Origin of the sequence: Campylobacter sp. FU_520, from assembly GCF_025772385.1 — a bacterium.
Classification (GTDB): Bacteria; Campylobacterota; Campylobacteria; order Campylobacterales; family Campylobacteraceae; genus Campylobacter_D; species Campylobacter_D lari_C.
Genome location: NZ_JAKMRZ010000011.1, coordinates 44,253 through 70,426, shown reverse-complemented (window position 1 = coordinate 70,426; position 26,174 = coordinate 44,253). Strand labels below are relative to the sequence as shown.

Below are 26,174 nucleotides of genomic sequence, written 5' to 3'. Positions count from 1 at the left end.
AAATACACATAAAAATAAAATTTTGAACTTTATTAAAGATTTAACCTTTATAATATCTCAATTAAAAATATTATTAAGAAGTTCAAAAAAAGAATTTAAAATCGCATTAAAAATAGCTATATATAATTTAAGTATCCACAAAATAGATTTAACATATAAATACACAAATAAAAATTTTTTCGAGAAAATTTTCCTTAAAACACAAAGAAAAAAAATAAAAATTAAAAAAAATATCCAAATAAAAAATGCTAAAAATATCCTAAAGGAAGCAAATGTATCACATTGTTTTTAGTGCAGATGAAAACTATATCAAATATACAGCTGTTTTGATTACAAGTATTGTTAAAAATACAGATAAAAATAAATTTTATCAAGAAAATAAAATATATTATTTTCATATTTTAAGTAATTCTATTAGCAATCATACTAAAAATAAACTTCAGAAATTAGAACAAGAGCTTAATTTAACTTTCCCATGCAAAATACAAATTCACATTCAAGATGATGATGATTTTAAACATTATCCTATCAGCGGAGCTGCTCATAGCTCAAAACTTCCTTATTATAGATTAAAATTAAATTCTATATTAGATAACAAGATAAACACTTGTTTATATTTAGATTCTGATATGCTATGTTTGTGTGATATAAGAGAAATTTTTACCATTAACTTAGAAGGAAAAATAGCTGGTGTTGTAGGCGATCCTGGCTCCAAACGTGTAAAAATAAAATTTAAAGAAAATAATCAAAAACACGCTTTGTATTTTGATGAAAATTATTTTAATTCAGGTTTTTTACTTATCAATCTAAAAGAGTGGAAAAAACACAATATAGAACAAAAATGCGAGGATTTAGCTAGTAAATGCTACTACATAAAAGCCGCAGATCAAGATTTACTTAACGCCACCATAAAACCACAATATCAACTAAAGCTTGATTTTTCGTATAATTTCAATATTATTACTCTTTTTTATGCTATATGTAAAGATGAGCAAGCAAATAGACTTAATTACACAAGAGATGAATTTACCAAAAGTGCAAAAACACCTAAAATTTTACATTATGGAGAAAAACCTTGGAAATTTTTAAAATCATACACAGATTTGCAAGGTAAAAATATAAATGATTATTGGTGGCAAATAGCAGAAAAAACACCTATTTTTAATGAAGAATTGCTCGAACAAAAAGCAAACATTAAAGATCATTTGCTTTATAGTGCTTTGGGATTTGAGCTTTTAAAAGCTATAAAAAGTTTTAATTTTGCAAAAATATCATCTTTAATTCATAATACTAAAAAAGATGAGTATTTTTTAAAAGAACCACAAAAGATTAATGATGATATTTTTGGACTTTGTTGTATGCTTGGAGAAAGTATTTTATATGCAAGAAAAAATCAAAAAAACACCTTCAGTGTTTTTTTAAAAGCTATCAAAATGGTCAAAAATTTTAAAAAATACACAAACAAATCAAGAGTTTAATAACTCTTGCCATTTTTGTATAACTTTTTCTTTAGAGAAATTATGAAAAATATTTTCTTTTGCTCTTTGTCCCATTTGTTTTCTTAAATTTTCATCATCCATAAGCAAACAAAGCTTATTTGCAAATTCTTGCAAATCACCATCCTCGATTAAATATCCATTTTTACCACTTTCTATAATATCACTAGGACCTGTGTTAATATCAAAAGAAATTAAAGGAATTTTATAAGAACTAGCTTCAACTAAAACCATAGGAAATCCTTCCCATTTGCTTGTCATAACATAAATACTAGCATTTAAATATTCTTTTTCTATGTCTTTAGTAAAAGGTTTTAAGATAATTGAATTTTCTAAATTATTTTCTTTTATTTTATTTTCTATAGTATTTTTAAACTCACCTTCTCCAACTATAGTTAAAGCCCATTCTTTGTATTTTACATTTTTTTGTACAAGCTTCCAAATTTCAATAAGCCTTAAAAAACCTTTTTCATCATTTGCTGTCATACGGCCTATACTTAAAATATTTTTTTGAGTTAAAATAGAATTTATATCGGATAAACAAGGTAAAAAATTTGGTATAACCCAAACATTCTTATGATATTTTCTCCACTGATCAATTTGTTTGGCTGATAATACCAATAAAGTATCAAAATAATTATTTTTAAATCGATATTTTTTAAAATGATTATGAATAAAATTAATATATTTTGTATTTTTATTTTTAAAGAAAGGAAAATGAGGACAATTATTAAAAATCATCACATCAATATCTTTATATCTTTGTTTTAACAAAAAACACTCATAATGCTTGTAATATAACTTATAAAATAATCTTTCTTTTTTTACATCAGCTCTTGATTTGCTATGCAAGTAATCTATTTTAATATTGTCATTTAATTCATAAGCTACATCAACTCCTTGTTTGTAAAAACTAAAAATTTTTACATCATATCCAAGCTCAAAAAGTGCATTTGCTAAATTTACGACAACCCTTTCAGCACCACCCCCTATAGTAATATCCCCAATAAGTAATAAAATTTTCATTTCCAAATCACTTTTTTATTTTTTATAGTTTCAAGATAAATTTGATGATTGATTTCAAGCATATTTTTGCTATTTTCTTCATGGTAGATATGATAAGCTAAGGCATTAAATTTAAGCCTTTTAAACACTCCCTCATTAAATAAAAATCTAGCTACAAACTCACTATCCTCCCTGCCCCAGCCTATAAATTTTTCATTAAAACCTTCAATGGCTTCAAAATCACTTTTATAAAAGCTCATATTACAACCTCTTATGCCTTTAATGAGTTGTGATTTTTTAAAAATTTTCTTAGTTAGTCTTGAAAATTTATATACACATTTAGCTAAAAAAATATTTCTTTGATTTTTAAAACCTTTTTTATCAAATGCCAAACTAAAATCATTTTTGCTTAAAAGTTCTTTACTTTCATTTTCATTTAAAATCACCCTAGAGCCTTGCAAAAACACTTTTCTTTGCGCAAATTTCAAATGATCATTAATGAAGTTTTTCTCTAAAATCATATCTCCATCTATAACGATTATATATTCGCTTTTAGAAGTTTTAATAGCTTTATTTCTAATCTCACTTAGTCTAAATCCCTCATCTTCTTGCCAAATATGCTCTAACTTACATGGAAAATCTTTTTGATAAGCTTGTATAAGCTTAGCTGTATCTTCCCTGCTTCCATCATCAGCTATTAAAACCTCATCTGGTAAAGGCTCTAAGTTTTTAACACTATCAAGCACTAAAGCAAGTCTTTCTTTTTGATTATAGGTTGTGATGATTAAAGCACAAGTTTTTGGCTTTTGCTTTTTAAGTTCATACAATTTCATATATTTAAAAAAAGCTCCAAGGCCATTGCAAGTACTTATGATAAAGCCTTTATAGCCATAAAAAATTCCCTTTTTTAAAATATAATTTCTAAAAAAAGTCCAAATTCCTCTTAGCAATGCCTTGCAAACACTACTTTCTTTATGTAAATTTTGCAAAGCCCAAAGTTTGGAGTATTTTTGAAGCTTATCTAACAAACCATCGATATCATCAAATGCAAAATGCCTCAAACCATTTTGCAACTTAATCTTTTTACTATCTTCATGTAAAATCAAACTCTCATGCACCAAATTTTCATTAAAACTAGTATGGGTTTTATTAAACACTCGCATTACATGATCAGGCCACCACCCACAAGCTTTAATCCACTCTCCATTGTATAAATTTTCTCTTGGTAAGGCTATGATATCTTCTTTATTAGGCTCGATTTTCCTTAGCTCTTGTAAAAATTCTTTCCTAGCAAGCTCATCTGCGTCAATATTAAAAATCCAATCATTACTAGCATAACTTATGGCTAAATTTTTCAAAGGTCCAAAACCTATAAATTTATGTTGATAAATCTTGATATTTTTATAACTTTTACTAAACTCATAAGCGATTTTCAAAGTATCATCATTGCTATCATTTTCTATTAAAACGATCTCACCAAATTCTTGCAAAGACTCCAAACAAGCTTTTAAAGTTTTTTGAGCATTTTTAACAATCATTATCACACTAATTTGCTTTAAATCCATTTTAAATCCTACAAATACAACTCATGATTGTATCTTTTAAATCTCTTATGAAAGAAAAAATACTCATCAGGTTTAAATTTAATCATCTCTTCACAACACTTTGCTTGATACTTAGTAAGCTCTTCTACGCTTGCCTTACCTGCGTCTAAAGCCTTAAAAGTTTTTACAAAAAATTTCTCATCTTTTTGATACACAAAACAAGGTAAAATCATAGCATTTGTTTTTTTAGCAAGTACACTCGCACCTGCTATGAAATTTACTTCTTGGTTAAAATATTGTATTTTTACACTTTCACTATCCACTGCATCTTGATCGGTTAAAATTCCAAGTGATCTACCTTCTTTTAAGGCTTTTAGCATTTTTCTAAGCCCGCCTTTTTTTTCTATAAGTTCTATGTTAAATTGCGTGCGATTTTTACTTAAAATTTTATCCATTATCACGCTATCAAGTGCTCTTCCAACTATGGAAATTCCTTGAAATTTAGCCCCAAAAGATAAAGCCAAAAGCTCCCAATTACCATAATGAGCCGTAGTTACGATCAAGGGTCTTTTACTTTGCATTATGTTTAAAATTTGCTCCTCATCATCAAAGCAAATTTTATTGATGATTTCTTCTTTGCTTGCATTTTGATTTTTAATAAAATCAATCCCAAATTTAGCAAAATTTTTATAGATATTAAGGCTAGTTTCATCACGCCATTTTTGATCTTTTTCAGGAAAGCAAATTCTTAAGTTTGTATCAATGATTTTGCGGTGTTTGTGATTAAGCCTATAAGTGATCAAAGCAACCAAATTTGCAAAAGAGTTTAAAAGCTTTGAAGGTAAAATCTTCACAAGAACTTTTAGCATATAAAAAAGGCTTAGATATACATAATTTATCATTTTTCTAAAAGCTCACAAGCAAGTTTAAAAATATCTTTTTCATCGATATTTTGTATGCAAAAATCACTCTTATCTATATGCTTTGAATGCAGTATTTTTTTACCTGCATTGATTGTTTTATTGATATTTGTTTCATAAGCATTTCTTTGACTAGGAGTAGCACCAAAAATCGTTATAGAAGGCTTGTTTAATGCAAAGGCTAAATGAGTAGGCCCACTATCATTTCCGATAATTAGATCGCTTGCTTTAGTTAAAGCACAAAGCTCACTTAAGCTTAATTTTGGTGCAAGTTCTACTTTCAAATGTTTTAAATTTAAAACTATATCTTTAGCAAAATTAAACTCATTAACATTACCCCAACCAAGCATGATTTTTGCACTAGTAAAATACTCTAAAAGCATTCTACAAAGTAGTATCAAACGCTCTTTTGGGTAAATTTTATTAGGCATAGATGAGCCTACATGTATGAGTATATTTGGCGCACTTTCACTTAAAGAAAGCCTTTGTTCTAAGCTTTCTTTTAACTCATCATCTACGCTAAAACAACTTTGTTTTAACTCTATGTCACTATGATCAAAATGCTCATTTAGCACATAAGCTACCAAAGAAAGATTACGCACGATAATATTTTCTTCATAATTACACGCAAATTTATGTGTATAAAAATTACTCGCAAAGCTCTCTTTGATACTTTCTTGATCAAAACCAAAAGTATTAGCACATAAAAATTTACTTACTAAAGCAGATTTAATCAAACCTTGCAAGTCAATCACAACATCATATTTATTTTGTCTTGCTTCAAAAAGCATAGCAAAAACTTCTTTGAATTTTCTATCTTTTAAAGGCAGGGCATACACTTCATTAATCATTGGATGATCTTGCAATAATCCTGCAAATCTTGCATCTACAAACCAATCAATACTCGCCTTAGGATAGTGCTTTTTAATAAATTGCAAAACAATCACCGCATGGATGATATCTCCAAGTGCGGATAACTTAACCAAACCTATTTTCATATGCTACTTTATTTTTAAATTTTCTGTTATGATTTTAACAAAGATTTTTTTAAAAAAAGGTTTATCATGCAAGAATATATTTGTGTTTTTGATTGTGAGAGCATTCCTGATGTAGAATTGATAAAACATCTTTATGATTTTAATGGCGATGATTTAAGCATTAGCAAGCAAGCTTTAGAAAGACAAAAAGAAGAAAGCGGAAGTGAATTTTTACCCCTGCCTTTTCATAAAGTTGTAAGCATTTGTGCGGTAATTGCAGATAAATTTGGAAATTTCATCAAAGTCAATAAAATCAAAGGTGCAAACGAAAAGCAAATGCTAGAAGAGTTTTTTAACTTCATAGATAAACACCAACCCCGCCTTGTAAGTTTCAATGGCAAAAGCTATGACATGCCTTTGCTTGTTATAAGAGCATTAAAATACAATATCAACGCAAGTGCTTATTTAGACGCAAGCGATAAATGGAATAATTATAAAAGTAAATTTGTAGAAAATAAACATTGTGATTTATTAGAATCTTTAGGAAGTTTTGGCCAAAAAGGCTTAAGACTTGACACACTTTGTGCTATGGCAGGACTTCCTGGAAAGTATGATGTACATGGAAATGAAGTATTAGAACTTTTTTATCAAAACAAATTAGAAAAAATTCACGAGTATTGCGAGAGTGATGTACTAAACACCTATATGTTATTTTTAAAATACGAACTCATCAAAGCTAATTTAACCCAAGAAGATTATCTTAATATTTTAGAAAATTTCAAAGAAGAGCTTTTGCAAAAACATAGTGATAAAAGCTATCAAAAGCCATTTTTAGAAGCCATAGAAAAAGAAAAGAGCAAGTTTTAAATTAATTAAGAAAAGTATATTAAAATAACTATTATTAAATATCACAAAAAGGATAAAAATGAAAATTTTAATCACCGGTGGCGCAGGATACATAGGCTCTCATACTTTAAAACAATTTTTAGAAACAAATCATGAAATTTGTGTATTAGATAATCTTTCAAAAGGTAGCAAAAAAAGTTTAGATGAACTTTCTAAAATCAGACCTTTTAAGTTTTTTGAGCAAGATTTAAGCGATTATGTTGGGATTAAAAAACTTTTCAAAGAAGAAAAATTTGATGCGATTGTGCATTTTGCAGCTAGCATTGAAGTTCCTGAAAGTATGGAAAATCCTTTAAAATACTATATGAACAATACCGCAAACACAAGTAATCTAATCCAAACTTGTTTAGAAACAGGTGTGAAAAAATTCATTTTTTCTTCAACCGCAGCTACTTATGGAGAGCCACAAACTCCTATCGTAGATGAGCAAAGTCCATTAGCACCGATTAATCCTTATGGACAAAGCAAGCTTATGAGTGAAAAAGTCCTACAAGATGCTAATATGGCAAATCCTGAATTTAAATACTGCATTTTAAGATACTTCAATGTAGCAGGTGCTTGCATGAGTTATCCTATAGGTCAACGCTATCCAAAAGCTACTTTGCTTATCAAGGTTGCTGCTGAAGTAGCCACAGGAAAAAGAGAAAAGCTTTATATTTTTGGTGATGATTATAATACTAAAGATGGCACTTGCATTAGAGATTTTATCCATGTTGATGATATTTCAAGTGCGCATTTAGCTGCTTTAGACTACTTAGAAAACAATGAAAGTAATATTTTCAATGTAGGCTATGGACATGGTTTTAGCGTAAAAGAAGTTATTGAAACTATGAAAAAAGTAAGTGGAGTGGATTTCACAGTAGAACTTGCACCAAAGAGAGCTGGAGATCCTTCTGTGCTTATTTCAAATGCGGATAAAATCAAAACTCTAACTAATTGGAAACCAAAATATGATGATTTAGAATTAATCTGCAAAAGTGCTTATGAGTGGGAAAAACAGTGTTAAAAAAACTTTTTTTCATACTCAATGCTCATGATAAGAAATTTTTATTTGCTTTGCTAATTTTTTCTATTTTTATAGGATTTATAGAAAGCTTTGCTATTTCTTTAATCATGCCTTTTGTATCGGTAGCGAGTAATTTTGAGCTTTTAGAAAAAAGCTCCTATTTTCAACCTATATATGAGTATTTAAATTTACCAAGCTATAAGATTATTGCTTATTTTGGCTGTATATTAATCGCCTTTTATATTTTTAGAGCCTTTTTAAATGCCTTTTATTTTCATTTGCTTGCGCGTTTTTCTAAAGGGCGTTATCACAGCCTTGCTTGTCGTATTTTTGATAAATACTTACACCTTGAATATGAAAATTTTACTAATAAAAATCAATCAGAACTTTTAAAAACCATCACTCAAGAAGTATTTCATTTAAGCACTTTAATTAGTGCTTTTTTACTTATGCTAAGTGAAAGTTTTGTGGTGTTTTTACTTTATACTTTATTGCTAATTATCAACTATAAAATCACCCTAGCTTTAAGTGCTTTTTTACTTTTAAATGCTTTTATTTTGATTAAAATCCTCTCACCCTTGGTAAAAAAAGCTTCCATAGCTAGAGAAGAGGCGATGAAAAATTATTTTGAAATTTTAAATGCAAATTTAAACAACCTTAAAATCATCAAACTCAAAACCAAAGAACAAAGCACACAAAAGCTTTATGAAATTCAAAGTGGGCTTTTTGCCAAAGCAAACATTAGCAATGAAAGCATGTCAAGCATACCTAGAATTTACCTTGAAGGTATAGGTTTTTGTATGCTTTGTTTTATCGTGGTGTATTTAGTTTTAAGATATGAAAGTGATATCTCATCTATCTTAGCAACCATTACCATTTTCGTGGTGGCTCTTTATAGACTTATGCCAAGTGCTAATCGTATCATCACAAGTTATAATGAAATCACATATTATAAAAACTCTTTAGATATTATTTATAACATGCTCAATGAAAAAGAAGAAAAACTAGGCGATGAAAGTATCGAATTTAAAGAAAAAATCGTTTTGAAAAATCTTTTCTTTGCTTATAAGGGTAAGAAAAATTTATTTAAAAATTTAAATTTTGAGCTTAAGAAAAATGAAAAAATCGCTTTTATAGGTAAAAGTGGAAGTGGTAAAAGTACTTTAGTTGATCTTATCATAGGGCTTTTAAAACCAAGCGATGGCGCTATATTTGTAGATGGAATTAAGCTTGATGAGAGCAATATAAAAAGTTTTAGAAGTAAAATTGGCTACATACCTCAACAAATTTATCTTTTTAATGATTCTATTGCTAAAAATATTAGCTTTGGAGAAGAAGTGGATGAAGCGCTTTTATATAAGGTAATCAAACAAGCTAATCTTGAAAGCTTTGTAAATTCACTTGAAGATGGAGTGCATACTAAGGTGGGTGATTCAGGTTCGTTTTTAAGTGGGGGTCAAAGACAAAGAATAGCCATAGCAAGAGCGCTTTACCAACAGCCTGAAATTTTAGTTTTAGATGAAGCAACTAGCGCTCTTGATCAAGAAAGTGAAGCAAAAATCATGGAAGAAATCTATAAAATTTCAAAAGATAAAACCCTCATCATTATAGCTCATAGACTCTCAACTATACAAGGTTGTGATAGAGTATTTGAAGTAAATCATGGGCATTTAAAGGAACAAGTATGAAAATCACTTTCATCATAGCTACTTTAAATTCAGGTGGTGCTGAAAGAGTATTGGTCACTTTAGCTAATGAGCTTTGCAAAAATCATGAAATAAATATTCTTAAATTTCACAAAGAAGACTCTTTTTACAAGCTTGATCCAAAAATCAAACTTTTTACCCTAGAGCAGTTTGACTTTTCCACTCTTTATAATAAAATAGCCTCACGTATTAAAAAATTCAAAGCCTTAAAACAAGCACTTAAAGATCATAAAAGCGATGTTTTTATCTCATTTTTAGATACTACCAATATCGCTTGTATTTGGGCAAATAAAGGTTCTAATACACCTTTAATCATTAGCGAGCATAGCTCTTATACTTATTTAAAATCTAAAATTTGGAAATTTTTACGCCGTATAAGTTTTCCTCATGCAAATGCTTTAACCGTGCTAAGTAATGATGATAAAAATTATTATGAAAACTTTGTTAAAAAAGTTATCAATATGCCAAATCCTTGTCATTTTAGCCCCATTAAAGAAAATTTAGAAAAAGAAAATAATGTCATTTTCGTAGGCAGACTTGATCATAATAAAAATGCTTCTATGTTTTTAAAAGCCATAGCAAGACTAGATACAAATTTACAAAAACAATACAACTTTTTCATAGCAGGCGATGGAGAATTAAGACAAGATTTAGAACAAGAAGCCAAGAATTTAAATATCAAAGTTAATTTTTTAGGTAAAGTTGAAAATATGCAAGAACTTTATAAAAAAGCAAAAATAATCTGCCTTTGCTCTTTCATAGAAGGCTTGCCAACGGTTTTACTTGAAAGTTTATATTATCAAGTAGTGCGCATTAGCACTAAATACACAAGCGGTCATAAAGATTTAATTGAAGATGGAAAAGATGGATTTTTAGTAGATTTAGATGATGAAAAGACTTTAAGCGAGAAACTCGCCCTTTTAATGCAAGATGAAAATTTAAGAAAAACACTAGCGCTTAATGCACAGCAGCGATGTAAAGATTATGAAGTGGCCAATGTAGCACAAAAATGGCTTGATTTGATCAAAGAAGTAAGGGTTTAACATGAAAAAACTAGCAATTTTTATTTATTCTTTAGGAAGTGGTGGTGCTGAAAGGGTTGTATCTACGCTATTGCCTGTGTTAAATTTAAAATATGAAGTACATTTGATTTTAATGAATGATAAAATATCCTATGATATTCCTGAGGTCAATATCCACTACCTTGAAAAATCAAATCCAAGCGAAAGTAACTTAGCTAAATTTTTAAAACTACCCTTGCTAGCTATGAAATACAAAAAACTTTGTGAAGATTTAAAAATCAATTTGCAATTTGTATTATTAAATAGACCTAATTATATTGCTTTAATGGCAAAATCCCTAGGGCTTAAATCAACCCTTATTATCAATGAATGCACCACTCCAAGTGTAATTTATAAACATAATAATCTAAATTCTTTTATCAATAAATTTCTTATTAAAAAACTTTACAACAAAGCAGATTTAATCTTAGCAAATTCTATAGGAAACAAAGAAGATTTAATACAAAATTTCAACATAGAAGCAAAAAAATGTGATATTTTATACAATGCCATAGATTTAGAAAGCATTATAGAAAAATCTAAAGAAGAAATAAACTTTAAAGATCCTTTTATACTAAGCGTTGGCAGGCTTGATCATGGTAAAAATCATGCTATGCTTATAAGAGCTTATGCAAAAGTTAAAACTGATTTAAAATTAGTCATTTTAGGCGAGGGTATTTTAAAAGATGAGCTTTTAGCTTTAATAGAAACTTTAAATTTAAAAGACAAAGTCTTTTTACTAGGTTTTGATAAAAATCCTTATAAATACATGAGTAAATGCGACTTTTTTGCTTTTGCTTCAAGTTTTGAAGGCTTTTCCAATGTTTTAATCGAATGCCTAGCTTGTAATACTGCTGTGCTTTGCACTGATCATAAAAGTGGTGCAAGGGAGCTATTTTTAGATGATGAGTTTGGACTTTTAGTAAAAGTAGATGATGAAAAAGCCATGCAAGAAGGCTTAGAAAAAATGTGCAATGATGAAGCATTAAAAGCTTCATATAGACAAAAGGCTTTTTTGCGTGCAAAAGAATTTGATAAAATTAGCATAGCAAAGCAATTATTTGAATTTTTCAACAAGGCATAAAATGAAACTACGACAAAATTTCACTGATAATAATTCTATAAAATATACCTGTATTTTAATCCTTATAGCCTTTGCTTTTAGTATTTTGTGTAGATTATACTGGATAGCTTGGGCAAGTGAGTTTTATGAGTTTTTCTTTAATGATCAACTTATGATTACTACTAATGATGGCTATGCTTTTGCAGAAGGTGCAAGAGATATGATAGCAGGTTTTCACCAACCTAATGACTTATCTTATTTTGGAAGCTCACTTTCTACTTTGACTTATTGGCTTTATAGTATTTTGCCTTTTAGCTTTGAAAGTATTATTTTATATATGAGTACTTTTTTTGCTTCTTTGATTGTTGTGCCTATTATATTAATCGCAAGAGAGTATAAACTCACTACCTATGGCTTTATAGCAGCCTTACTTGGAAGCATTGCAAATAGTTATTACAACCGCACTATGAGTGGGTATTATGATACAGATATGCTAGTATTAGTTTTACCAATGCTTATTTTACTTACTTTTATACGCTTAACTATTAATAAAGACATTTTCACCCTACTTTTAAGTCCAATTTTCATCATGATTTATTTGTGGTGGTATCCATCAAGTTATTCTTTAAATTTTGCCATGATAGGACTTTTTGGTCTTTATACTTTAGTATTTCATAGAAAAGAAAAGATTTTTTATCTAGCTATTGCTTTGATGATCATAGCTTTAAGTATGCTAGCATGGCAATATAAACTTGCTTTGATTGTATTATTATTTGCTATTTTTGCCTTTAAAGAAGAAAAAATTAATTTTTATATGATTTGGGCTTTGATTTTTATTAGCATTTTGATTTTACATTTAAGTGGTGGTTTAGATCCTGTTTTATATCAGCTTAAATTTTACGTTTTTAAAGCTTCTGATGTGCAAAATTTAAAAGATGCTGCCTTTATGTATTTTAATGTCAATGAAACCATTATGGAAGTAAATACTATCGATCCTGAAGTATTTATGCAAAGAATTAGCTCTAGTGTTTTAGTATTTATCCTTTCTTTTATAGGTTTTATCTTACTTTGCAAAGATCATAAAAGTATGCTTTTGGCTCTACCTATGCTTGCACTAGGTTTTATGGCTTTAAGAGCTGGACTTAGATTTACCATTTATGCAGTTCCAGTGATGGCTTTGGGTTTTGGGTATTTTCTATATGCTTTTTTTAATTTTTTAGAAAAAAAACAAATAAAACTTAGTCTAAGAAATAAAAATATCTTACTCATACTTATTACATTTTTTAGTATAAGCCCTGCTTTGATGCATATTTATTATTATAAATCCTCTACTGTTTTTACTTCTTATGAAGCTAACATTTTAAATGATTTAAAAAATAAAGCTCAAAGAGAAGATTATGTCGTTGCTTGGTGGGATTATGGTTACCCAATACGCTATTATAGCGATGTAAAAACCCTAATTGATGGTGGAAAACACCTAGGAAAAGATAATTTTTTCTCATCTTTTGTCTTAAGTAAAGAACAAATTCCAGCAGCTAACATGGCAAGACTTAGCGTAGAATACACTGAAAAATCTTTCAAAGAAAACTATCCTGATGTTTTAAAAGCCATGGTTAAAGATTATAACCAAACAAGTGCTAAAGATTTTTTAGAAAGTTTAAATGATAAAAATTTTAAATTTGATACCAATAAAACTAGAGATGTATATATTTACATGCCTTATAGAATGTTGCGTATCATGCCTGTGGTGGCACAATTTGCAAATACAAATCCTGACAATGGAGAGCAAGAAAAAAGTTTATTTTTCTCCCAAGCTAATGCCATAGCTCAAGATAAAACTACAGGTTCTGTTATGCTTGATAATGGAGTAGAAATTATTAATGATTTTAGAGCCTTAAAAGTAGAAGGTGCAAGCATACCTTTAAAAGCTTTTGTGGATATAGAATCCATCACTAATGGTAAATTTTATTACAATGAAATTGATTCAAAGGCTCAAATTTATTTGCTCTTTTTAAGAGAATATAAAAGCTTTGTGATTTTAGATGAAAGTCTTTATAATAGTGCCTACATACAAATGTTTTTATTAAATCAATACGATCAAGATTTATTTGAGCAAGTCACTAATGATGCAAGAGCAAAAATTTATAGGCTAAAAAGATGAAAATAGGAATTTTAACCCATAGCGCAATGAGTGTGTATTATTTTCGTCTTACACTCATTAGAGCTTTAGAAAAAAATAATCATGAAGTTATAATCATCACTCCAAAAGATGATTTTGCTATTAAATTACAAGAGCTAGGCTATAAAGTTTGCTTTTATGATTTAGCCAGATCAAGCGTTAATCCTTTGATTGTTTTTAAAAATCTACTTAGCTTAAAAAATACACTCAAAAGTTTAAATTTAGATCTTTTACAAACAAGCGCTCACAAAAGCAATACAACAGGTATTATAGCAGCTAAAATGGCGGGTATTAAATACACTTTTGGTTTGGTTGAGGGCTTAGGAAGTTTTTATATAGATGATGATTTTAAAAGCAAATTAGTAAGAATGAGCATTAATTTACTTTATAAAATTTCTTTTAAACTTGCTAATGGTTTTATTTTTGTCAATGAAAGCAATGCTTTATTTATGAAAAATTTAGGCTTAAAAGAAGAAAAAATCAAAATCATCAAATCCGTAGGACTAAATTTAAAACAATTTTTACCTTTAAAAATTAGCACAGAAGAAAAACAAGCTTTTTTAAAAGAACACAATATGCCCAATAAACCTATCGTTTTAATGATCTCAAGAGCGCTTTGGCATAAAGGTATTAAAGAATTTTATGAAGCAAGCCAAATTTTAAAAGATAAGGCAAATTTTGTTTTAGTAGGTGGAAGGGATGATAATAAATCTTGTGCACCATTAGAATTTTTAAACTCAAATGATGTTTTTTATCTTGGCGCAAGAAGTGATATTACACATTTATTAAATTTATGCGATATTTTTGTTTTACCAAGTTATAAAGAAGGCTATCCAAGAACGGTTTTAGAAGCACAAGCTTGTAAAAAAGCATGTGTGGTAAGCGATGCTGAGGGTTGCATTGAAGCAGTGGATAATGCCATAGATGGTTTAATTTGCAAATGCAAAGATAGTAAAGATTTAGCTGAAAAAATCGCAGTTTTATTAGAAGATGAAAAACTAAAAAATACTTTAGCACAAAATGCTTTTATTAGAGCACAAAATTATGATGAAAATATCATAGCTTTGAATTATCTTGACTTTTATAGGGGTTTTATAAATGTATAAAAATGGTTTAAAGCGTGTTTTTGACTTTTTTTTGGCTTTGATTTTATTGATTATTTTTTTACCCTTTATAGTGCTTATAGGTATTGTTTTAAAAATCGTTCAAGGAAGTGTGCTTTTTAAACAAGCAAGACCAGGATTAAATGAAAAAATTTTTTATATTTATAAATTTAAGACTATGAGCGATGAAACCGATGAAAATGGAGAATTACTTCCTGATGAATTACGCTTAAAGCCTTTTGGTAAGCTAGTTAGAAGCTTGAGTTTAGATGAATTACCACAACTTTTTAATGTATTAAAAGGCGATATGAGCTTCATAGGCCCAAGACCTTTACTTGTAGAATACTTACCCTTATACAATCAAGAACAAAAAAAACGCCACGATGTAAGACCAGGCATTACAGGTTGGGCGCAAATCAATGGACGCAATGCTATTTCTTGGGAGCAAAAATTTAAATATGATGTAGAATATGTGCAAAATTGCTCTTTTTTATTTGATCTTAAAATCTTTTTTATGACCATTGTTAAAGTTTTAAAAAGAAGTGGGGTTAATAAAGAAGGAGTAGCTACAACGGATAAATTCAATGGGCACAACTAAAAGTATTTATATATATGGCTCTAGTGGGCATGGTTTAGTCTGTGCTGATGTAGCTAGAAATTTAGGGTATGAAAAAATTATCTTTTTGGATGATAATAAAGGCTTAAAATATCACTCCAACTTAGAAAAACATGATATGTTTATTGCTATTGGTGCAAACTCTATTAGAGAAAAACTTTTCAAAAAAGCAAAAGAAGATGGATTTAGATTAGTAAATTTGATACATAAAAGTGCTATTATTAGCTCAAGTGCTTTTTTAGATGATGAGGGTATTTTGATCATGCCAAATGTCGTAGTTAATGCTAAAGCTAACATTGCAAAAGGTGTGATTTTAAATACTGCTTGTGTGATTGAGCATGAGTGTTTTGTAGATGAGTTTAGCCATATTAGCGTTGGGGCTAAACTAACAGGAAATGTAAAAATAGGAAAGCGTTGTTTTTTGGGAGTTAATTCAAGTGTTATTCCTTGTATGAGTTTAAATGATGATATAACTTTAGGTGCGGGAGCAGTTGTGGTTAAAAACTTAACTTCTAAAGGCATTTATGCCGGAGTTCCTGCTAAGAAAATAAAGGAGGTAAAATGAGATTTTTTCTATCAGCACCACATATGAGTGGAAAAGAATTAGAATACATACACAAAGCTTTTGAAAGTAATTATATAGCACCTTTAGGTGAGTTTGTTAATGCCTTAGAACAAAGTATTAAAGATTATACAAAAAGTTCTAACGCACTTGCTCTAAATGCAGCCACTGCAGCTATTCATCTAGCTTTAAGAGTTTTGGGTATTAAAGAAGGTGATGTGGTTTTAGCTTCAAGTTTTACTTTTATTGCTTCAGTAGCGCCTATTTCTTACATGAATGCTACGCCTGTGTTTATTGATTGTGATGAAACTTATAATTTAGATGTAAATTTATTAAAAAAAGCTATCAAAGAAAGCCCTAAAAAGCCAAAAGCTCTCATTTTAACACACCTTTATGGTAATGCTTCTAAAATGGATGAGATTGTCCAAATTTGTAAAGAAAATGAGATTTTTTTAATCGAAGATGCTGCTGAAGCTTTGGGAAGTTTTTACAAAAATAAAGCTTTAGGTACTTTTGGGGATTTTGGAGTATATTCTTTTAATGGTAATAAAATCATCACAACAGGTGGTGGTGGTATGCTTGTAAGTGAAAATCATACTAATCTTGAAAAAGCAAGATTTTATAGCACCCAAGCTAGAGAAAATTGCCTTCATTATGAGCATAAAGAATATGGCTATAATTATAGAATGAGCAATATTTTAGGTGCAATCGGTACTGCTCAAATGGAAGTTTTGGAAGAAAGAGTGAGTAAAAAGCGTGAAATTTATAGCTGGTATAAAGAATTTTTAAGTGGAACTTTTACTTTTTTAGATGAGCTTGAAAATACCAAGTCAAATCGCTGGCTAAGTACTGCCTTACTTGATTTTGATTTAAATAAACTTAATACTTATGAAAAACATTGTATATGTGAAAATAAAAATGTTCAAATTCAAGATAAAATTTTAAAAATCATACAAGTTTTAAAAGATAACAAAATCGAAAGTCGTCCGCTTTGGAAGCCTATGCATTTACAAGAACTTTACAAAGGCTGCGATGCTTACTTAAATGGTAATAGTGAGTTTTTCTTTAGCAATGGAATTTGCCTTCCAAGCGCAACTACTATGAGTAAAGCTGATGTAGAGGAAGTTTCTACTTTAATCTTAAACACCTTAAAGGACTAAGATGGATTATAAAAGCAAACGCTTAGGTTTTTTCCTAGGCGCTGATATTTTACTTTTTGTTATAAGTATTTATTTGTCTTTTTCTTTACGCTTTAGTGCAGACATCCCAAGTGAATTTTATGAAGGTATGTTTAAAAGTGCTGTGATTTTGATTTTACTTAAAATCATTTTTCTAGCTTTTTTTAAAATTTATCAAGTTGCTTGGAGATTTTTCTCACTTAATGAAGCACGTAAATTAGTCATCGCTTTAGCTTTAGCTGAGCTTGTATTTTTAGCAATTTATTATTTTTATGATGATTTTTTTAACCCTTTTCCAAGAAGCGTTATAGGGATAGACTTTGTTTTATCCTGTATGTTAATTGGAAGTTTGCGTATAAGCAAAAGAATGATAGTTGATTTTAGAAAACCAAAATACAATGAAGAACATCCTTGTATAGTAGTTGGTGCCACTTCAAAGGCTTTGCATTTATTAAAAGGAGCCAAAGAAGGAAGCTTAGGACTTTTCCCCGTAGCTGTGGTAGATGAGCGTAAAAATTTAATAGGTACTTATTGTGATAAATTTATAGTTGAAGAAAAAGAAGCTATTAGAAAATATACTGCCGAAGGTATTCATACTGCTATCATTGCTTTAAAACTTGAGCAAGAAGAACTCAAAAAGCTTTTTGATGAGCTTATTGCTTATGGGATTAATGATATAAAGCTTTTTTCTTTTACACAAAATGAAGCAAGAGATATAAGCATCGAAGATTTATTAGCACGTAAGCCAAAAGATTTAGATAATGCTTGCGTGATTGATTTTATCAAAGATAAGATAGTTTTAGTTAGTGGGGCTGGTGGGACTATAGGAAGCGAGCTTTGCAAACAATGTATTAAATTTGGTGCAAAACATTTAATTATGCTTGATCATAGCGAGTATAATTTATATAAAATCAATGAAGAATTAAGCTTACATAAAGAAAAAATTGAACCTATCATGATGAGTATATTAGACAAAGAAGCTCTAGAAAAACTTTTACAAGAAAAAAACATAGATTTGATTTTACACGCAGCAGCTTACAAGCACGTACCTTTATGTGAGCAAAATCCACATTCAGCTATTTTAAATAACATCATAGGTACTAAAAATTTAATCGATCTTGCAAAGACTTACAAGGTTGCTAAATTTGTTATGATAAGCACTGATAAAGCTGTAAGACCGACTAATATCATGGGTTGTACAAAGAGAATTTGTGAGCTTTATGCACTAAGTTCAAGTTGTGAAAATTTTGAAGTAGCCTGTGTGCGTTTTGGTAATGTTTTAGGATCAAGTGGAAGTGTAATACCTAAATTTAAAGCTCAAATTGCAGCTAATGAACCACTTACTCTTACTCATCCTGATATAGTGCGTTATTTTATGCTAGTAGATGAGGCTGTGCAGCTTGTTTTACAAGCTGCAGCTATTGCTAAAGGTGGAGAATTATTTGTACTTGATATGGGCGAGCCTGTTAAAATTATGGATTTGGCTAAAAAAATGCTTTTGCTTTCTAATAAAAAATTAGAAATTAAAATCACCGGACTTAGAAAAGGTGAAAAACTTTATGAAGAGCTTTTAATCCATGAAGATGATTTAAAGACTCAATATGAAAGCATTTTTGTCACCACTAGCGAAATTAAAGATTTAAAAATTTTAAATCAAGAAATAGAAAAATTACTCCAAAGCACAGATCCTGCAAAAGTTTTAAAGGAAATTGTGCCTGAGTTTAACCATAACAAAAATGGAGAGTGATTAAATTCTAATTTTATTTTAAAATGGTATAATATATACTTTTAATTGATTAATAAAAATAAAAACGATACAATTACACTTATGTAATTACATCGGAATAAAGGAAAAAAAGTGAAGTTATTAGTAGTTGATGATAGTTCTACCATGAGAAGAATAATCAAAAACACTCTTGTAAGATTAGGTCATAAAGATGTTTTAGAAGCTGAACATGGAGTTGAAGCTTGGGATTTACTTTCACAAAATGATGATATTAAAATTTTAATTACCGACTGGAATATGCCTGAAATGAACGGCTTAGAACTAGTAAAAAAAGTAAGAGCAGAAGAAAAATACGCTGATATGCCTATTATTATGGTAACTACAGAAGGTGGTAAGGCAGAAGTTATTACGGCTTTAAAAGCAGGTGTAAATAACTATATCGTAAAACCTTTTACACCTCAAGTATTAAAAGAAAAACTTGAAGATGTTTTAGGAACAAACGAAGGCTAATTATAAGTTTTTATGCAAACACATTATTACGAACTTTTTTTTCAAACAGACAAGGAATATTTAGATTTATTCCTTGATCTTATTTTTTCTCTAGATATAGACGCCATAGAAGAAAAAAACAATGGCATTTATATACGATCAGAAGAAGATATAGAACTCATTCAAATAGCCTTACAAAATTTTCATCAAAAATTATGCAAAAAATTTAACACTAAGATTTATTTTCATTCTACTTTAGAAAAAAAAGAAAATAAAAACTGGATAGAAGAGTATAAAAAAGGTATACAAGCTTTAACTATTGACAATATCCACATTCATACCACTTGGCAAGAAGCCATACAAGATAAGATCAATATCATTATAGATCCTGCCTTAGCTTTTGGATCAGGACATCATGAAAGCACTTATACTTGTATAGAATTTTTACAAAAATACACAGATGATTCCAAATTTTGTTTAGATGTAGGCTGCGGAAGTGGGATTTTAAGTATCATCATGGCAAAGCTTGGAGCTAAAGTGCAAGCTTGCGATACAGATGAGCTAGCCATAGTTGCAAGCAAGGAAAATGCAAAATTAAATCAAGTTAGCTTTGATGATATTTGGGTAGGTTCTATTAATAAAAGCTTACATAAATATGATATAGTTGTGGCAAATATCATTGCTGATATTTTAATCATACTAGAAAAAGATCTTAAAGAAAAAACCAAAGAAGGTGGAATTTTAATCTTATCTGGTATTTTAAACAAATATGAAGAAAGAATTAAAGATAAATTCAAAGATTTAACTTTGTTAGAATGCAAACACAAAGGAGAGTGGTTGAGTTTAGCTTACAAAAAGGAAACAAAATAATGAATAAAAAACCAAACGAACCAAAAGATAATCCAAACAATAATAGCTTTTTCAATAAAAACCCTATTTTTATTTTCGCTATTTTTGCCATTGTGATGATTCTTTTATTTAAAGGATTTTCAGATGATGGTAGCATGGGTATTATGGGTGGAGAAAATACCAAAAAAGTTACTTATTCTGAATTAAAAACTTTAATTGAAAATAATCAAATTGCCCAAGTTAATATAGGCCAAACCACTATAAAAGCAGTGTCTAAAGCAGGAAATATGGTATATATTACTAAAAAAGTTCCAAATGATGCTACTTTTGTGCCTTTACTTGATTCAAAAGGTGTTTCTTATGGAGCTTTTAATGAAAGTAATTGGTTTATAGATATCTTGCTTTCTTGGGTTTTACCAGTATTTATTTTCTTTGGTATATGGATGTTTTTAGCTTCTCGTATGCAAAAAAATATGGGCGGATCCATACTTGGCATAGGAAGCTCTAAAAAACTTGTAAATTCAGAAAAACCAAAAGTTAAATTCAATGATGTTGCAGGTGTTGAAGAAGCAAAAGAAGAAGTTAAAGAAATTGTTGATTTTCTAAAATATCCTGAAAGATACATCAATCTTGGAGCAAAAATTCCAAAAGGACTTTTGCTTGTAGGTCCTCCAGGTACAGGTAAAACTTTACTTGCAAAAGCAGTAGCAGGCGAAGCTGATGTACCATTTTTTAGCGTATCAGGTTCATCTTTTATAGAAATGTTTGTGGGTGTTGGAGCTAGCAGGGTTAGAGATTTATTTGAAAATGCTAAAAAAGAAGCTCCGGCTATTGTATTTATAGATGAAATTGATGCTATAGGTAAATCACGTGCAGCAAGTGGCATGATGGGTGGAAATGACGAAAGAGAACAAACTTTAAACCAACTTCTAGCAGAAATGGATGGCTTTGGTACTGAAAGCTCACCGGTAATCGTACTAGCAGCGACAAACCGCCCTGAAGTCTTAGATGCGGCATTGCTTAGACCGGGACGTTTTGACAGACAAGTCTTAGTAGATAAGCCTGATTTTAAAGGTAGATGTGATATTTTAAAAGTTCATATGAAAGATGTTAAAATTTCACCTGAAGTAAAGGTAGAAGATATCGCAAGATTAACAGCAGGTCTTGCGGGTGCTGATTTAGCAAATATCATTAATGAAGCAGCTTTACTTGCGGGCAGGGATTCTAAAAAACATGTAGAACAAAAAGACTTAGTTGAAGCAGTAGAAAGAGCTATAGCAGGACTTGAGAAAAAATCACGTAGAATTAATGATAAAGAGAAAAAAATCGTAACCTATCATGAATGTGGCCATGCCTTAATTGCTGAAACCACAAAAGGTGCCAAAAAAGTAAGTAAAGTTTCTGTTATACCGCGTGGTTTAGCAGCTTTAGGGTATACGCTTAATACCCCTGAAGAAAATAAATTTTTAATGCAAAAACATGAACTTTTAGCTGAAGTTGATGTGCTTTTAGGTGGGCGTGCAGCTGAAGAAATTTTCATTAAAGAAATTTCAACTGGCGCAAGCAATGACCTTGAGCGTGCAACTGATATCATAAAAGCTATGATTTCTATGTATGGTATGAGTGAAATCGCGGGTTTAATGGTGCTTGAAAAACAAAGAAATACATTCTTAAGTGGCGGACAAACTATCAAAGATTATTCTGATAAAATGGCTCAAGATTTAGATGAGTACGTGAAGAAAACCTTAGATGAACGCTATGCGGGTGTAAAAGAAATTTTAAAAACTTATAGCGGTGCTATAGAAGTAATGGTACAAGCACTCTATGAAGAAGAAACTATTGATGGTGCTAAAGTAAGAGAGATTATTAAAAACTATGAGGAAAAAAATAATCTTCCAACGCGCTTAGAAGAAAAAGAGCAAGAAGCTACTAAGGATAACTAATGAAAACAAATTTTATTGCAAAGGCTAGCTGGAATTTACTCATAGTTCTAGCTATAGTTTTTGCAATAGCTCAATTTATATGGGGATTTTCTTGGCTTTTATGGTGTATTTTTATACTTTTTGCTTGTCTTTTTAGAACTAGTAAAATCGATTATATAGCAGATCCAAATACTATCATAGCTCCCATAGAAGGAAAAATAAAAAGCATTAAAACAAGCTCATATAAAGAGCTTGGCGAATGTATAGAAGTGCAAATTATAAACAATATCATTCATCAAGGCAATATCATAGCTCCACTTGATATGGATATAGAAGAAACTAGGCTAAGACACGGGCTTTTTTTATGTCCATTTATGAAAAATACAAATTTAATGGGCGAAAGAATGCTATTTTTAGCACGCTCTAAAGGCAAACAATGGGCATTACGTATCATTTTTGGTGCTTTAAATAGAAAAGCTCATATTGATGATTTTGGTCATCATTTAAACCATGGACAAAATATAGGTTTTATGTTTGATGGTAGTGTGAGTTTATTACTTCCAAAAGATACTAGAATTTGCGTAAATGAAAATGACAAAGTACGCATTGGTGCATTGATAGGGTATTTAAATCCATGAATTTTAAACTAATTTATATTTTACCTAATCTTTTTACAGCTGCTTCCATATTTTTAGGCATTATTTCAGTGATTGCTTCTATTAATCAAAACTTTGATAAAGCATTAATTTATATCATTTTATCATTAATTTGCGATGGTTTAGATGGTCGCGTTGCAAGAGCTACAAATTCAACTTCTAAATTTGGAGTTGAGTTTGACTCACTAGCAGATCTAATAGCCTTTGGTGTAGCACCTGCTATGCTTTTTTATATGAGCATAGGTTATGAATATGGTCGTTTTGGCTCCTTAATAGCAGGTTTATTTGTAGTTTTTGGTGCCATACGCTTAGCAAGATTTAATGTCACCACAGGTACTTATGAACCTTCGGTTTTTATAGGACTTCCTATACCAACAGCTGCAGTTGTAAGCGCTTTATGGGTTAGTGCTTATTTATATTATGATTTTTTGCGTGATTTTTCTTTAATGATAGTATGTATTCAAATGCTTTTAGCTTTTTTAATGGTAAGTAATATAAGATATCCAAGCTTTAAAAAAATCGATTTAAAACGTGCAAATGTTTTAAAAGTGTTAATCCTTTTAGTAATCTTATTTTCCATGCTTTATTTGTATTTTTTAGAAAGTGCGTTAATCGTTGCAAGTTTATATGTACTTTATGGAACCATTCGAAGCTTTTTTACTCTAGCCCGTAAATTTAAAAAAGATTAAATTTTATTTTCACTTCATTTTTTAATAATATACTTTTCATTATTTTTAAAAAAGGAGTTAAAAATGAATAAAAACAAATTATTCAGACAAATTCACATTTACATTAGCTTATTTTTCTTGCCACTAGCATTTTTATATGCTGTTACTGGTTTTGCCTATATAGCTGGTTTTGATGGAGAAAGTGGAGCTAAAATTCAAAGTCAAAAAGTTCAAGCCATTATCCAAGAAGGTGCTGAAGCTGAATTTTTAATTGATTTTTTAAAGAAAAATAACTTAAAACTTCCTTCATCTTTAGAACCAAAACTTAACAAAAAAGGTGATGGTATAGAGCTTGGCACTATAAGCTATACTGCAAGTATTATTAAAATAGATGAAAATAACTATGAAATCATCACAAAAGAAAGAAGTTTACTTGGCAATATGATTTTGCTTCATAAAGATAAAGGTATGTGGTATTTTTCTGTGCTTGGACTAGCTTTTGCACTTGCTATGATAATCCTTTATATTTCAGGACTTTTAATCACTATCATAGCTATACGCAAAGACAGAGGCAAACAAATCGCAGTTTTAGGTGCTGGTTTTGTTATAACTTTAATCATAGCTTATCTTAGTGTATAAATTTAAGGTATATCTTATAAACAATAAGATATACTTTCCCTTTTAATACGGACAGATGGGTGAGTGGCTGAAACCACACCCCTGCTAAGGGTGCAGATCTTAACGGGTCTCGAGGGTTCAAATCCCTCTCTGTCCGCCACATTATAAAATTCATTTCCTTTCATCTATTTTAATAGTTTTTATTGTTATAATTAATACTGTCAAACTTAATAAATCTAAAGGCAAGCTCCACATACTATGCAAATTTATGCTTCTATTGATTTGAAATCTTTTTACGCTTCAGCTGAATGTGTTTTAAGAAATCTAGATCCTTTAACAACTAATCTCATTGTAGCAGATGAATCAAGAACAGATAAAACCATCATACTAGCAGTTTCACCTGCACTGAAAACTTACAATATACCCGGTAGGTTAAGGCTTTTTGAGTTTAAACAAAAAATCCATTCAATCAACCAAGAAAGATTAAAACAAGCTCAAAAACACCGCTTTAAAGCTAAAAGTTTTGATACATTAGAACTTGAAAATGATTTAAATTTAGAACTAGATTACATCATCGCTAAACCTAGAATGGCAACTTATATAGAATTTAGCACAAAAATATACAGCATTTATTTGAAGTATTTTGATGCAAAAGATATCCATATATACTCTATTGATGAAGTTTTTATCGATCTTAGTTCTTATCTTGAAAAATACAAACTATCAGCTTATGAGCTACTTACTAAGGTTTTACTTGATATTTTGCATACAAGTAAAATCACCGCAACAGCAGGCATAGGCACAAATTTGTACTTAGCTAAAATTGCCATGGATATACTTGCTAAAAGACAACAAGTAGATGAAAATGGATTACTTATAGCCTTTTTAGATGAAAAATTATATAGATATAAATTATGGCAGCACAAACCTTTAAAAGATTTTTGGCGTATAGGTAAAGGCATTGCCTTAAAACTTGCGAATTTAAACATTCATACTATGGGAGATCTTGCAAGATTTTCTTTAAAACACGAAGCTTTGCTTTATAAGCACTTTGGTGTTAATGCTGAATTATTAATCGATCATGCATGGGGTATTGAAACTTGCACAATGAAAGATATTAAAAACTACAAATCGCAAAATCACTCTAAAGTCATGGCTAAGGTTTTACCTTTTGCATATGATAACACTCAAGCAATGAAAGTTTTAAAAGAACTTGTCGATCATTTAGTGCTTGAACTTATACAAAATAACCTTAAAACAAACCATATCACACTAGATATACAATACGATAAAAGCAATTTAGAAAATTCAAGTTTTTTGAGTTCTTACAAAGGAGCTATTACTAAGGATAATTACGGAAGAACTATACCTAAAAATGCTCATGGAAGTATAAATTTAGAAAATTTTACCCATTCTTTAAAAATCATCAATAAAAAAGCCTTAGAACTTTTTTGCAAAATCAGCGATAAAAACTTAAGCATTAGAAAAATCAGCCTAAGTTTAAATAATATCACAGATAAAACTCAAGAAAATTTCCAAGAACTAAATTTATTTAGTGATTTTAATGCAATTTTGCAAGAAAAAAATCAACTTGAAAAAGAAGAAAAGCTCCAAAAAGCAAGACTTCAAATCATGCAAAAATTTGGTAAAAAAGCTATTTTAAAAGCTTCAAGCTTAGATAATGAAACCAAAGAAATTACTTCTTTAATAGGAGGTCATAATGCATGATGATTATAAAGATATAATAGATAAAAAATATCAAAAATCAAAACAATTTCCGCCAATGCCAAGAGAAAAAAGAGCGGCGCAATTTGCTCCATTTTCAGTGCTAAATGGCTTTAGCAAAGCTATTTTAAAAACGCAAAAAGATATGGAAAAAGCATTAGAAAATAGCAAATATCAAGAAGAAAGCTAAGTTCTTCTT

25 protein-coding genes and 1 tRNA gene are annotated in these 26,174 nt (G+C 29.6%); 22 read left to right on the top strand and 4 right to left on the bottom strand.

Annotation, left to right across the window (positions count from 1 at the left end):
- Both L8W55_RS05605 and L8W55_RS05600 read left to right on the top strand, forming a co-directional pair.
- Positions 1-292, top strand: a 292-nt coding sequence (locus tag L8W55_RS05605; RefSeq protein ID WP_263677741.1) for a hypothetical protein, incomplete at its 5' end; no start/stop codon positions are given.
- Positions 273-1,478, top strand: coding sequence for a glycosyltransferase family 8 protein (locus L8W55_RS05600; RefSeq protein WP_263677740.1), 1,206 nt, complete (start codon positions 273-275; stop codon positions 1,476-1,478). The genes L8W55_RS05605 and L8W55_RS05600, both read left to right, overlap by 20 nt.
- On the opposite strand, the gene L8W55_RS05595 is transcribed toward L8W55_RS05600, so the two are convergent.
- From L8W55_RS05595 to waaC, 4 genes are read right to left on the bottom strand one after another with little or no spacing between them, the layout of a single operon-like run.
- On the bottom strand, positions 1,467-2,522 hold the full coding sequence (locus L8W55_RS05595) for a glycosyltransferase family 4 protein (protein ID WP_263677739.1): 1,056 nt from the start codon (positions 2,520-2,522) through the stop codon (positions 1,467-1,469). The two genes, L8W55_RS05600 and L8W55_RS05595, sit on opposite strands and share 12 nt — an antisense overlap.
- On the bottom strand, positions 2,519-4,066 hold the full coding sequence (locus L8W55_RS05590; RefSeq protein WP_263677738.1) for a glycosyltransferase family 2 protein: 1,548 nt from the start codon (positions 4,064-4,066) through the stop codon (positions 2,519-2,521). The genes L8W55_RS05595 and L8W55_RS05590 overlap by 4 nt, the downstream gene beginning before the upstream one ends.
- A gap of 8 nt (positions 4,067-4,074) precedes the next feature.
- Positions 4,075-4,947, bottom strand: coding sequence for a lipid A biosynthesis lauroyl acyltransferase (locus tag L8W55_RS05585; protein WP_263677737.1), 873 nt, complete (start codon positions 4,945-4,947; stop codon positions 4,075-4,077).
- Positions 4,944-5,963, bottom strand: a complete 1,020-nt coding sequence (gene waaC, locus L8W55_RS05580; protein ID WP_263677736.1) for a lipopolysaccharide heptosyltransferase I — start codon at positions 5,961-5,963, stop codon at positions 4,944-4,946. The genes L8W55_RS05585 and waaC overlap by 4 nt, the downstream gene beginning before the upstream one ends.
- Before the next feature lie 66 nt (positions 5,964-6,029).
- On the opposite strand from waaC, the gene L8W55_RS05575 reads away from it, so the two are divergent.
- The 20 genes from L8W55_RS05575 to L8W55_RS05480 all read left to right on the top strand — a co-directional run bounded on the left by L8W55_RS05575 (position 6,030) and on the right by L8W55_RS05480 (position 26,165).
- Entirely contained in the window at positions 6,030-6,809 is a 780-nt protein-coding gene (locus L8W55_RS05575) for a 3'-5' exonuclease (RefSeq protein ID WP_263677735.1), read from the top strand.
- A 58-nt stretch (positions 6,810-6,867) separates the two neighbouring features.
- Positions 6,868-7,854, top strand: a complete 987-nt coding sequence (gene galE, locus L8W55_RS05570) for a UDP-glucose 4-epimerase GalE (RefSeq protein WP_263677734.1) — start codon at positions 6,868-6,870, stop codon at positions 7,852-7,854.
- Complete coding sequence (locus tag L8W55_RS05565; protein ID WP_263677733.1) at positions 7,848-9,542, top strand: ABC transporter ATP-binding protein; 1,695 nt, start codon at positions 7,848-7,850, stop codon at positions 9,540-9,542. The genes galE and L8W55_RS05565 overlap by 7 nt, the downstream gene beginning before the upstream one ends.
- Entirely contained in the window at positions 9,539-10,603 is a 1,065-nt protein-coding gene (locus L8W55_RS05560; RefSeq protein WP_263677732.1) for a glycosyltransferase, read from the top strand. Before L8W55_RS05565 ends, L8W55_RS05560 begins: the two co-directional genes overlap by 4 nt.
- A gap of 1 nt (position 10,604) precedes the next feature.
- Complete coding sequence (locus tag L8W55_RS05555; RefSeq protein WP_263677731.1) at positions 10,605-11,705, top strand: glycosyltransferase; 1,101 nt, start codon at positions 10,605-10,607, stop codon at positions 11,703-11,705.
- A 1-nt stretch (position 11,706) separates the two neighbouring features.
- Positions 11,707-13,845, top strand: a complete 2,139-nt coding sequence (locus L8W55_RS05550) for an STT3 domain-containing protein (protein ID WP_263677730.1) — start codon at positions 11,707-11,709, stop codon at positions 13,843-13,845.
- Positions 13,842-14,969, top strand: a complete 1,128-nt coding sequence (pglA, locus tag L8W55_RS05545; protein ID WP_263677729.1) for a N,N'-diacetylbacillosaminyl-diphospho-undecaprenol alpha-1,3-N-acetylgalactosaminyltransferase — start codon at positions 13,842-13,844, stop codon at positions 14,967-14,969. The genes L8W55_RS05550 and pglA overlap by 4 nt, the downstream gene beginning before the upstream one ends.
- On the top strand, positions 14,962-15,564 hold the full coding sequence (pglC, locus tag L8W55_RS05540) for an undecaprenyl phosphate N,N'-diacetylbacillosamine 1-phosphate transferase (RefSeq protein ID WP_047208557.1): 603 nt from the start codon (positions 14,962-14,964) through the stop codon (positions 15,562-15,564). Before pglA ends, pglC begins: the two co-directional genes overlap by 8 nt.
- Positions 15,551-16,147, top strand: coding sequence for a UDP-N-acetylbacillosamine N-acetyltransferase (pglD, locus tag L8W55_RS05535; RefSeq protein WP_263677728.1), 597 nt, complete (start codon positions 15,551-15,553; stop codon positions 16,145-16,147). Before pglC ends, pglD begins: the two co-directional genes overlap by 14 nt.
- Positions 16,144-17,304, top strand: coding sequence for a UDP-N-acetylbacillosamine transaminase (gene pglE, locus L8W55_RS05530; RefSeq protein WP_263677727.1), 1,161 nt, complete (start codon positions 16,144-16,146; stop codon positions 17,302-17,304). The genes pglD and pglE overlap by 4 nt, the downstream gene beginning before the upstream one ends.
- Before the next feature lies 1 nt (position 17,305).
- Positions 17,306-19,069 carry a UDP-N-acetylglucosamine 4,6-dehydratase (configuration-retaining) gene (gene pglF / locus L8W55_RS05525; protein ID WP_263677726.1) on the top strand — a complete coding sequence of 588 codons (1,764 nt, stop codon included), beginning with the start codon at positions 17,306-17,308 and terminating at the stop codon, positions 19,067-19,069.
- A gap of 111 nt (positions 19,070-19,180) precedes the next feature.
- Positions 19,181-19,558 (top strand): chemotaxis response regulator CheY, encoded by a 378-nt coding sequence (locus L8W55_RS05520; RefSeq protein WP_039619063.1) that lies wholly within the window; start codon positions 19,181-19,183, stop codon positions 19,556-19,558.
- Positions 19,559-19,570: 12 nt separating this feature from the next.
- Positions 19,571-20,407, top strand: coding sequence for a 50S ribosomal protein L11 methyltransferase (locus tag L8W55_RS05515; RefSeq protein WP_263677725.1), 837 nt, complete (start codon positions 19,571-19,573; stop codon positions 20,405-20,407).
- Positions 20,407-22,329 carry an ATP-dependent zinc metalloprotease FtsH gene (gene ftsH, locus L8W55_RS05510; protein ID WP_263677724.1) on the top strand — a complete coding sequence of 641 codons (1,923 nt, stop codon included), beginning with the start codon at positions 20,407-20,409 and terminating at the stop codon, positions 22,327-22,329. Before L8W55_RS05515 ends, ftsH begins: the two co-directional genes overlap by 1 nt.
- Positions 22,329-22,946 carry a phosphatidylserine decarboxylase gene (locus tag L8W55_RS05505; RefSeq protein WP_263677723.1) on the top strand — a complete coding sequence of 206 codons (618 nt, stop codon included), beginning with the start codon at positions 22,329-22,331 and terminating at the stop codon, positions 22,944-22,946. The genes ftsH and L8W55_RS05505 overlap by 1 nt, the downstream gene beginning before the upstream one ends.
- Positions 22,943-23,653, top strand: a complete 711-nt coding sequence (gene pssA, locus L8W55_RS05500; RefSeq protein WP_263677722.1) for a CDP-diacylglycerol--serine O-phosphatidyltransferase — start codon at positions 22,943-22,945, stop codon at positions 23,651-23,653. The genes L8W55_RS05505 and pssA overlap by 4 nt, the downstream gene beginning before the upstream one ends.
- A gap of 63 nt (positions 23,654-23,716) precedes the next feature.
- Positions 23,717-24,271: a PepSY-associated TM helix domain-containing protein gene (locus tag L8W55_RS05495; RefSeq protein ID WP_263677721.1), complete on the top strand. Its 555-nt coding sequence runs from the start codon at positions 23,717-23,719 to the stop codon at positions 24,269-24,271.
- 49 nt (positions 24,272-24,320) lie between these two features.
- Positions 24,321-24,410, top strand: a tRNA-Ser gene (locus L8W55_RS05490).
- Positions 24,411-24,508: 98 nt separating this feature from the next.
- Positions 24,509-25,978, top strand: coding sequence for a DNA methylase (locus L8W55_RS05485; RefSeq protein ID WP_263677720.1), 1,470 nt, complete (start codon positions 24,509-24,511; stop codon positions 25,976-25,978).
- Positions 25,971-26,165, top strand: coding sequence for a hypothetical protein (locus tag L8W55_RS05480; protein WP_047208566.1), 195 nt, complete (start codon positions 25,971-25,973; stop codon positions 26,163-26,165). Before L8W55_RS05485 ends, L8W55_RS05480 begins: the two co-directional genes overlap by 8 nt.
- The last annotated feature ends 9 nt before the right edge of the window (positions 26,166-26,174 follow it).

Coding starts and splice junctions, on each gene's coding strand:
- waaC (WP_263677736.1), bottom strand. CDS start 5,963: ATGAAAATAGGTTTGGTTAAGTTATCCGCACTTGGAGATATCATCCAT.
- L8W55_RS05485 (WP_263677720.1), top strand. CDS start 24,509: ATGCAAATTTATGCTTCTATTGATTTGAAATCTTTTTACGCTTCAGCT.
- L8W55_RS05550 (WP_263677730.1), top strand. CDS start 11,707: ATGAAACTACGACAAAATTTCACTGATAATAATTCTATAAAATATACC.
- ftsH (WP_263677724.1), top strand. CDS start 20,407: ATGAATAAAAAACCAAACGAACCAAAAGATAATCCAAACAATAATAGC.
- pglE (WP_263677727.1), top strand. CDS start 16,144: ATGAGATTTTTTCTATCAGCACCACATATGAGTGGAAAAGAATTAGAA.
- L8W55_RS05515 (WP_263677725.1), top strand. CDS start 19,571: ATGCAAACACATTATTACGAACTTTTTTTTCAAACAGACAAGGAATAT.
- pglF (WP_263677726.1), top strand. CDS start 17,306: ATGGATTATAAAAGCAAACGCTTAGGTTTTTTCCTAGGCGCTGATATT.
- pglA (WP_263677729.1), top strand. CDS start 13,842: ATGAAAATAGGAATTTTAACCCATAGCGCAATGAGTGTGTATTATTTT.
- L8W55_RS05495 (WP_263677721.1), top strand. CDS start 23,717: ATGAATAAAAACAAATTATTCAGACAAATTCACATTTACATTAGCTTA.
- L8W55_RS05595 (WP_263677739.1), bottom strand. CDS start 2,522: ATGAAAATTTTATTACTTATTGGGGATATTACTATAGGGGGTGGTGCT.
- galE (WP_263677734.1), top strand. CDS start 6,868: ATGAAAATTTTAATCACCGGTGGCGCAGGATACATAGGCTCTCATACT.
- L8W55_RS05555 (WP_263677731.1), top strand. CDS start 10,605: ATGAAAAAACTAGCAATTTTTATTTATTCTTTAGGAAGTGGTGGTGCT.
- L8W55_RS05590 (WP_263677738.1), bottom strand. CDS start 4,066: ATGGATTTAAAGCAAATTAGTGTGATAATGATTGTTAAAAATGCTCAA.
- L8W55_RS05480 (WP_047208566.1), top strand. CDS start 25,971: ATGCATGATGATTATAAAGATATAATAGATAAAAAATATCAAAAATCA.
- L8W55_RS05575 (WP_263677735.1), top strand. CDS start 6,030: ATGCAAGAATATATTTGTGTTTTTGATTGTGAGAGCATTCCTGATGTA.
- pglC (WP_047208557.1), top strand. CDS start 14,962: ATGTATAAAAATGGTTTAAAGCGTGTTTTTGACTTTTTTTTGGCTTTG.
- L8W55_RS05505 (WP_263677723.1), top strand. CDS start 22,329: ATGAAAACAAATTTTATTGCAAAGGCTAGCTGGAATTTACTCATAGTT.
- L8W55_RS05600 (WP_263677740.1), top strand. CDS start 273: ATGTATCACATTGTTTTTAGTGCAGATGAAAACTATATCAAATATACA.
- pssA (WP_263677722.1), top strand. CDS start 22,943: ATGAATTTTAAACTAATTTATATTTTACCTAATCTTTTTACAGCTGCT.
- L8W55_RS05560 (WP_263677732.1), top strand. CDS start 9,539: ATGAAAATCACTTTCATCATAGCTACTTTAAATTCAGGTGGTGCTGAA.
- pglD (WP_263677728.1), top strand. CDS start 15,551: ATGGGCACAACTAAAAGTATTTATATATATGGCTCTAGTGGGCATGGT.
- L8W55_RS05585 (WP_263677737.1), bottom strand. CDS start 4,947: ATGATAAATTATGTATATCTAAGCCTTTTTTATATGCTAAAAGTTCTT.